The 4,273-nt window shown below is 40.0% G+C and carries 5 protein-coding genes and 1 pseudogene; 2 read left to right on the plus strand and 4 right to left on the minus strand.

Annotated elements, in window-relative coordinates; translation table 11 throughout:
* Both VIK44_RS02470 and VIK44_RS02475 read right to left on the minus strand, forming a co-directional pair.
* Positions 1-1,269, minus strand: a 1,269-nt coding sequence (locus tag VIK44_RS02470; RefSeq protein WP_331552267.1) for a heavy metal translocating P-type ATPase, incomplete at its 3' end; no start/stop codon positions are given.
* Positions 1,269-1,640 (minus strand): metalloregulator ArsR/SmtB family transcription factor, encoded by a 372-nt coding sequence (locus VIK44_RS02475; protein ID WP_331552263.1) that lies wholly within the window; start codon positions 1,638-1,640, stop codon positions 1,269-1,271. The genes VIK44_RS02470 and VIK44_RS02475, both read right to left, overlap by 1 nt.
* Before the next feature lie 253 nt (positions 1,641-1,893).
* Between VIK44_RS02475 and VIK44_RS02480 the strand changes: the two genes are divergently transcribed.
* Positions 1,894-3,087, plus strand: coding sequence for a DNA polymerase IV (locus tag VIK44_RS02480; protein WP_331552264.1), 1,194 nt, complete (start codon positions 1,894-1,896; stop codon positions 3,085-3,087).
* A 247-nt stretch (positions 3,088-3,334) separates the two neighbouring features.
* Complete coding sequence (locus VIK44_RS02485; RefSeq protein WP_331552265.1) at positions 3,335-3,655, plus strand: hypothetical protein; 321 nt, start codon at positions 3,335-3,337, stop codon at positions 3,653-3,655.
* Positions 3,656-3,764: 109 nt separating this feature from the next.
* Here VIK44_RS02485 and VIK44_RS02490 read toward each other — a convergent pair whose 3' ends face one another.
* Positions 3,765-3,947, minus strand: coding sequence for a hypothetical protein (locus tag VIK44_RS02490; RefSeq protein ID WP_331552266.1), 183 nt, complete (start codon positions 3,945-3,947; stop codon positions 3,765-3,767).
* 127 nt (positions 3,948-4,074) lie between these two features.
* Positions 4,075-4,273: pseudogene (locus VIK44_RS02495) on the minus strand (TVP38/TMEM64 family protein); the annotation flags it as partial.

The raw sequence follows: 4,273 nt of genomic DNA on the forward strand, positions 1-4,273 counted from the left end.
TATTTCGGTGACTTTAAAAACCCCTTTGGTTAATGTTCCGGTTTTATCAAACACAACGGTTTCCACATCATTCAGTGCTTCCAGATAGTTGCTGCCTTTTATGAGGATTCCTCTTTTAGATGCCCCTCCAATACCGCCGAAGAATCCCAAAGGGATTGATATCACCAGTGCACATGGGCAGGATACCACTAAAAATACCAGGGCTCTGTAAAGCCATTCAGAGAAGGTGGCTCCGGGAATCACCAGTGGCGGTATGGTTGCCAGGGCCAGGGCGCTAAAGACCACCACCGGCGTATAATACCTTGCAAATTTTGTGATAAACTGTTCTGTCGGTGCTTTCTTACTGCTGGCATTCTGAACCAAATCCAAAATTTTGGATACCGTTGATTCACCAAAATCTTTTGTTACTTCAACCGTCAACACACCATTTTTATTGATAAAACCGCTTAGTGCATCTTTTCCCGGCTCCAATTCCCGGGGAACGGATTCACCGGTCAGCGCTGAGGTATCAACCATTGAAATCCCGCCGATGACCTTGCCATCCAGGGGAATTTTTTCTCCCGGCTTTACCACAATAATATCGCCAATCTTTACATCTTCAGGAGCTACCTTTTTCAGTTCATCCCCGATCTGGAGATTGGCATAGTCAGGTCTTATATCCATTAATGAACTGATTGATTTTCTGGAGTGATCGACGGCCATGTCCTGGAATAGTTCACCAACCAGATAGAACATCATAACAGCCACACCTTCGGCATAATCGCCAATAAAGAAGGCCCCGATGGTGGCAACACTCATCAGAAAGTGTTCACTGAATACCTGGCCTCTGCTGATTCCCTTTACTGCCCGTAAAACAACATCCCCGCCGACAACGATATAACTTATTAAAAACAGGGTTAATTCCAGCCAATTCTGAAAATCGAAAATAATGCCTACTGCAAACAGCGACCCGCCGATGACAAGTTTAGTCAGCAGCTTTTTGCGAAAGCTGCCACTTTCCGGTTCGTCATCAGTAGCTTCCTGCCCATCTGTTTTCGCGGTATTTCCTTTAAGAACAACCCTGACATCCGGTTCATGCTTGTGCACAATGGATTTGACTTGTTCGATTATACTTTGGTCATCAATATCCGCTTCAATTTCTAAAATCAAAGCTTTATTTATGAAATTCAGGGTACCACTGACGCCGTTTAGCTCATTGACTTCGTATTCAATTTTGGCTGCGCAGTTGGCACAGCAAAGCCCTTCAAGTATCAGTTCCTTTTTTATCATCATTGGTCCTCCTTGATATGAATTAATCCCTGGTTGAATATTTGTTTGACGTGTTCATCATTTAAAGAGTAAAATACAATCTTTCCCTCTTTTCTGTTTTTTACCAGATTCGCCTGTTTTAAGATTCTCAGCTGATGGGATATGGCTGATTGGGTCATATTCAGCAGAAAGGCAATATCGCAAACACATATTTCAGCTTCATCCAAGGCCCAAAGTATTTTGATTCTTGTGGAATCCCCAAAGACTTTAAACAAATCCGCCAGGTCATAGAGGGTTTCTTCTTCAGGCATTTTCTCTTTTACCTGATTTACAATATCTTCATGTATGACATCACAGTGACACGTTTCAATTGGTTGTAATTTTTTAGCCATATTATCTCCTCATTAATCTTCATATGAACGATTGAACAATCGTTCATATATTATATTGTTATTATACCTCCTGTTTTCTGTTTTTGTCAATATTAAGTTATAAAATTATTCATTAGACAAAACGAATTAAGTGGCCAGTGATTGAAATTTCTGCTAAATATGTTAAAATAGGATAAGGAAAGCAATGCAAATATGCTGCTATGAGTGGACTGCAAGCCCCAGACATAAAAGAATTTTTGAAGGAGGTAAGCCGGTGAAAAAAGTAATATTTCTTGTTGATATGAATGCTTTCTTCATATCCTGCGAGATGACCAGGAACGCTTCCCTTGCCTCTGTACCTGCCGCTGTTGCCGGTGATCCGAAAAAGCGTACCGGCATTATTCTCGCTGCAAACTATGAGGCGCGATCCCATGGGGTTAAGACTGCCATGGTCCTTCATGAAGCATTGAAACGATGTCCAGAAATGATTCTGGTTTCTCCGGATCTCACTTTTTATAAACAAAAATCAAGAGAAGTGATGGACCTGCTATCAAACTATTCGCCAATTGTTGAGCAGAACAGTATTGACGAGGCATGGCTTGATATGACAGGGAGTGAAGGACTTTTCGGCACACCTGTCGAGGCTGCAAAACACATAATGGATGAGATCAAAGACCGACTGGGGCTTTGGTGCTCAGTCGGTATTGCTGAAAATAAATTCCTTGCAAAAATGGCATCTGATATGAAGAAACCCCTTGGTATCACTGAACTTTGGAAAGATGATATTCCAATCAAACTCTGGCCCCTGCCAGTGAAAACAATGCACGGCATCGGCGCTAAAACTGCTGAAAAACTTGAACGCATTGGCATTCATACCATTGGTGAGCTTGCGAATTTTGATGCCAGCCTTTTTGTCAGGACTTTCGGGAAAAATGGAAATGACATTTATCTCCATGCAAATGGGATTGACCATTCCTCTGTTCACCCTCATAGGGCAGATGAAATGAAATCAATCGGACGTGAAAAAACACTGCCGGAAAATATATCCGACATTGAGAAAGCCAAGATCGTTCTCATCGAACTTGCGGATCATATTGGTATGACTGCCAGAAATCATGGAAAAAAAGGACGGACGGTCCAGATCACCCTGAAATATTCTGATTTTCGGGTGGTCACAAGGCAGACAACCCTGAGCGCAACCTTTACCACCAGAGAAATTTACCAGGCCGGGTGCAGTCTGCTTGAACAAAATTGGAACAGGAACCATGCAGTACGATTAATCGGATTAAGCCTTTCAGGCTTTCAAGAAGAAGACTCTTTGAAGCAGCTGTCGTTTTTTGACCTGAAGGAAGACCCCGGGAAAAATGATAAAAATCAGCGCATTGACCAGGCCATGGATAAAATAAGAAGCAAGCATGGCACTGAAATAATAACCCTTGCCGCATTGGTTAAGAAAGAAACCATATGAAGATATTGAAGAATTGCATTTTCCTATCACTTCAATCAATTGGATCTCCTTTTTAGATCTTTAATCCTCATTATAATAAAAGCATCTGAATATGACTATAAAAACGTTTCAATTTTTTCGAAAAAGTGTTAAAATAAATTGTCCAATATAATAATTGTGATGATTATGAAATTTATGCATCGTCAAGATACAATGCATATTTTAAATACGGCGAAACTGAAAACTCAAGAAAAGAGAGGTTATTGATATGGAAGAAGCATTCATAAATGTAAAAGGTGTTAATCTTGGCCAATTAGAAAAGACATCGGCAATTAATGATATCGTAGCGGATGATGTGAAATTTGAAATGGAAATACGAACATGCATTGCCAGATACGCCTTTAGTGATTGGGGCGATTGTGAGGAAGTGGATCAGGCAGCCAACGATCATGCCTTAGCATGTGGAGAATTAGGATTAATGGCCAAGTATTCCACCAGTCAGGGCAGCATTTATATTATTACAGAATCCGATAGAACGAGCACCAAGGTTTTATTTTGCCATGAATATCAGGAACCAAAAGAAGATTAGACTATTTAAGAACCCCAAGAACGGATATAAAACAAAGAAGAACCTCTTCATAACTGGAGAGGTTCTTTAATTTGCATATATGGACTTATTCTCTGTCCGTTTTAATTATTTAGGCATCATCCCTTGTGTTTAATTCAATATCGATGGCTTCCTGCATCTCTGAGAATTCACCGATCACACCGCTGTATCTCAAACAATAAAGGCCCCTTGCCAATAAGTCCTCTGTAGTAGCTGTGGTAATACATGAATCTTCACACGATTTACATTTGTAATCACATTCTTTTTCTTCCATTATTGCATCTCCTGTGTTTCATATTTTCAACTCATCTATAAACTGTAATCCTCTTCTGTCTTCTTTGTTCGTGTTTATTGTATTATGCTATTCTTACTGATAGTATAACATCTTCATGTAATTCCTTCTAGTGAAGTAACGATAGTAGATGTGTGTAAATTAAATTAATTCCAAATGAGTAGGCTGCAATCCCAAAGGGCTTGCAAGCTAAAATTATTAAGGTGAATTTTTTAACTCTCATTTCCGTCAGTCCTGCCAGATAACATAAATAATCATCAGGTGCCATTGGGGAAAATATTGCAAGTGCAAACCATTTATCAAAATTG

Origin of the sequence: Acetobacterium sp. (assembly GCF_036508315.1) — a bacterium.
Lineage (GTDB): Bacteria > Bacillota > Clostridia > Eubacteriales > Eubacteriaceae > Acetobacterium.

Excerpts from the sequence above, each read along its gene's own strand:
- VIK44_RS02475 (WP_331552263.1), bottom strand. The coding sequence starts at position 1,640 with ATGGCTAAAAAATTACAACCAATTGAAACGTGTCACTGTGATGTCATA.
- VIK44_RS02485 (WP_331552265.1), top strand. The coding sequence starts at position 3,335 with ATGGAAGAAGCATTCATAAATGTAAAAGGTGTTAATCTTGGCCAATTA.
- VIK44_RS02490 (WP_331552266.1), bottom strand. The coding sequence starts at position 3,947 with ATGGAAGAAAAAGAATGTGATTACAAATGTAAATCGTGTGAAGATTCA.